This window comes from Chamaesiphon sp. OTE_8_metabat_110, from assembly GCF_031382685.1.
In the GTDB taxonomy this organism is placed as follows: Bacteria; Cyanobacteriota; Cyanobacteriia; order Cyanobacteriales; family Chamaesiphonaceae; genus Chamaesiphon.
The window spans coordinates 1-4,160 of record NZ_JANMZA010000668.1; the positions used below are offsets into that span (position 1 = coordinate 1).

Genomic DNA, 4,160 nt, shown 5'->3' on the forward strand with positions numbered 1-4,160 from the left:
TTTCGGCAACAGCAGGCGAGTGGCACTTTACAGTTGGAAGTGGAGGTACAGCCTGGTAAATGTTGGCAGCGAGTCCTAATTTGGTACAAGGGGGAAATTACATACGGCGGCAATAAATTAATCGATCGCGGCGAACTAATCAGAACGCTAGTTCAAAAATTTAAGCCAGAATATACACAATCGATCGAGGGTTGGCTGATTCAGCAGTTAGTTTACCCGCATTCGAGTCGAGAACTATTGACCTTTTTGGTGCAGCGACAGGTGTTGAGCTGGGAACAGATCGAGACTTGGGCGCAGGGACAAGTCGTATTTACCCTCGAACAAGCGATTAGTTTTGCGGGTAAATATCGGTTTAGTCCGCAAACCGAAGTGGACTTCTACCATCGGGCGGAGGGCGGTGGCTTGAACTGGAATCAGCTCATGATGACTGTCAATACTCGCCAGCAGTATTGGAGCAAAATTAGTAGTTTGATTCCGAGTATTGCAGCAATTCCCTTGCCACCAACGCCAGCAATGCTGGCAAAGATCGCCGAAGTCGCCATCAAACAACATTCTCAAAAGTGGTTTGACGGGCAAAAAACGATCGTCGAGATTGCTAGTGTCCTCGATCGCGATCCGCTCCAAGTCGCTCGCTCCTATGCGCAATGGGTACAAATGGGCTGGATGCACACTCAAGCGCCGATCCAAGGTGGGGGTGATATTTCCCTCGAATCGATCGTGCCGCCCGAATTGCCGATTGTCTTATCTGTCGATGATAGTCCGATCGTCCAAACGCGGATCAAGCGGGCACTCAGCGATATCTGCGAGGTACTACTTGCCAATGATGCGATGAGTGCGCTGCATTTACTGGCGCGACAGCCTGTCGATTTGTTGTTGCTAGATGTGACGATGCCCGGAATCGATGGGATCGAGCTATGTCAGACGCTGCGGCGGATGAGCAAGTTTACGCAATTGCCGATTATTATGCTCACAGCTAAGGATAAGAGCTACGATCGCGCCCTAGCCGAAATGGTCGGCGCAACTGAATATCTCACCAAACCGATCGACGATGCCAAGTTGGTCGCAATTGTTAATCAGTATACCAAAGGTGGGCATATTCAATGATAAGTATCCGCTCGATCGCACCCAATCTATATTCATAAACATCATGTCAGGTAAGCCGCATCTGATCTTTGCGTTGCATGGATCGCTGTATGGAATTAGTGCCGATTTTGTCCGCCAAATTTGTTCGTTGCCGGAGTTACACACCTTAGCCACCGCGCCAGCCGATATTTTAGGTATCTTTAATTGGCGATCGCAAATGGTGCCAGTAATGCACTTAGATTTGCGATTTGGGCGAGGTTTTTCGGGTTGTAGTGTGAGCGATCGGCTGATCGTAGTTGAGTGTCAAGGTATCCAGATGGCGATTGTCGCCCATGAGGTATTTGACGTCCAAACGATCGATCCGCAGCCATTAGACACTGCCTTGATTCAAGCTCGCCAAGCAGCAACCGATCGCCACTTTATCAGTGGGATCGCCCAAGGTTTGGACGCACCCATAACTTGCCTCGATCTCGATCGGCTCATTCGCGAACCCGAAGCTGTGGCGGCATTGGATCGCCAAACTAGCTCACCACTGATTGCTGGTGCAGGTGCGGACTTTTATAGTCGCTGTTGCCCCGAGGCTAGTATCGCCGACAGAGCGACATTTGCCACGCGCGCCCGTCAACTCCAGACAGCGATCGATCTAACTCAGAGCAGCAGTGACGAGCAGGGAGTATTAGTCGTCCAGATTGGCTCGGAATATCTCGGATTGCCACTCGAATTAGTCCTCGATGTCGATGTACTCGATCGCTTTTCGATCTCACCAGTCCCGATTGCACCGGAACATATTTTAGGTCAAATCAACTGGCGGAGCGAAATCGTGCCTGTACTAGAGCTGAGTAGTATCTTGCAGATGCCACCGCTACCACGTCAGGAAGTAGTTGTCGTCGAGATCGATAGTCTCAAAATGGGCATTGGCGTCGATCGCATTTTTGATGTCTTTTATCTCACCGGAGATCGCATTGACGCACTGCCAATCTCCGCCAGCGATCGCTCTCGTCAGTATCTACGCGGAGTATCAAAATATGCCGATGGCTTGATGTATTTGCTCGATCTGCGCGAGTTGGTAGAACGCAAATTTTTAGTGGCTAGTGCTGTCTAGCAATAACATCGCTGACATAGCACTTCAAGATCGCCACGGTTGCCAATAACTAGCATTTTTTAACTCAAGTAGCAACTTAATTTTCAAGAAATTATAAACATCGATTAGCTCAAACTTTATATTTTTAACTTATCTCACATCATCCCCTCCGAAAGTATATGCAAACCAATCTCTGGAATAGAGTTAATACTTTATCCTTTAAGACCAAATCAACACTGATCGCGATCGCCCTAGGTATTCTCCCGATCGCCACAATTGGCACGACTACTTATCTGCAAGTTAGTACTGCCAGCCAACAGCAAGCAGCCAAAAAGGAAAAAGAGCGCGCAGAACTGATCGCCGATAAATTCAATCGATTTATGTTCGAGCGCAATGGTGATGTTTCGGTAATCTCTGCACTACCAATTTTTAATAGCGCTAAAGTAATCGCAATTAGTTCGACAGCCGAAAAAACCAACCTACTCGATCGATTCATTGATACTTATCAGGTTTATGACAGTATTGCTGTATTTGACATCAAAGGTAACTTAGTCGCTCAGAGCAAAGGAGAGTCCCTTACCAAAATTAATCACTCAAATCGTCAGTATTTCAAAGATGCGCTGAAAGCGGGAAAAGCAGTTGTTTCCGCACCAGAAGCTAGTAAATATACTGGTAGAATCTCGGTGTTTTTTGCCGCACCAATTAGGGATTCAATTACGAATAATATTATCGGGGTAGTCAGAACGCGCACCCCAGTCGAGCGACTGGGAGCAGTGCTAGAAGATTTCGCGAATAAGCAAGAACGCTATCACATTATCGATCGCCAGAATAACAAAGTATTTATTAGTTCTAGTGGGGAATATACCAACCAGCCAGAATCTCCAGCAATGCTCGCAGCACGCACCAAGGGCGGGCTCATCTTACGCCAACAGACTGGGAGCAATCGATCGGAACTCCTGAGTGCGGCTCCCTTGAAAAAGCTAGAGGGCATGACAGAATTGCCCTGGACAGCGGTAGCAACGATCGATGAAGATGCTGCCTACATCGAACTGCAAGGGCTGTTGTGGACGACTCTACTCGGGGCGATGGCGACAGGTGCATTGACAGTCGGATTAGCGATTTTCTTTGCCGATCGCACCGCCAGATATGTCCAACGGACGATCGCGACGATTACCAATTCTGCCAACGAAATCGTCGATTCAGTTGAGTCTCAAGAAATCTCCATCAACCAACAAGCTAATTCGGCGATCGCCACGACAGATAGCGTCAATGAATTAGAAAATATCTCCACCGCCACCGCCGCACAAGCTACCGCATCCGCTACCGGAGCCAAACAAGCCCTCTCACTGGCGGAAGAAGGGTCTAAAGCCGTCCAAAAAACCATCCATGAGATTTCGGAACTACGCGATCGCGTCGATGAAATCGCCCAGCAAATCGTCAATTTGGGCGAACAAACCGGACAAATTACCAACGTCTCCGACTCCGTATCCGACTTAGCCAAACAAACCAACATGCTCGCACTCAAAGCCGCTGTAGAAGCCGCCCGCGCTGGCGAACAGGGGAAAGGCTTCGGCGTAGTTGCTGGTGAAATTCGGAAACTAGCAGATGAAAGTAAAAAATCTGCTCAAAAGATTAACGATCTGGCGACAGATATTCAAGCCGCGATCGCCCGCACAGTTACCGTCACCGATCGCGGTACCAGAACCGCCACTGAAGGGATTCAAATTGCCGAAAATACCGCCTCGACCTTTATCGGCGTTACCGATGCTGTCAACAACGTATTTTTGAACTCTCAACAAATTTCCGCCAGTACCCAACGCCAATCTACCGCGATTCAACAGGTACTAGGCGCAATGAACGCGATCTCTCAAGGCTCTCAAGAGAGTGCCATCGGGATGCACAAAGTCAAAACCTCTACTAGAGAACTCAACCAGATTGCCGATGAGCTGCAAGCAGTGGTGAGTTAGGGGATAGGGGATAGGGGATAGGGGATAGG

General features: G+C 48.7%; 3 protein-coding genes. All 3 read left to right on the top strand.

The annotated features are described in order from the left end of the window. A partial coding sequence (locus RMO52_RS24140) for a response regulator (protein ID WP_310419463.1) occupies positions 1-1,104 on the top strand: 1,104 nt, incomplete at its 5' end. A gap of 43 nt (positions 1,105-1,147) precedes the next feature. After that, positions 1,148-2,185, top strand: a complete 1,038-nt coding sequence (locus RMO52_RS24145) for a chemotaxis protein CheW (RefSeq protein WP_310419466.1) — start codon at positions 1,148-1,150, stop codon at positions 2,183-2,185. A 158-nt stretch (positions 2,186-2,343) separates the two neighbouring features. After that, positions 2,344-4,131: a methyl-accepting chemotaxis protein gene (locus RMO52_RS24150; RefSeq protein ID WP_310419469.1), complete on the top strand. Its 1,788-nt coding sequence runs from the start codon at positions 2,344-2,346 to the stop codon at positions 4,129-4,131. Positions 4,132-4,160 lie beyond the last annotated feature (29 nt).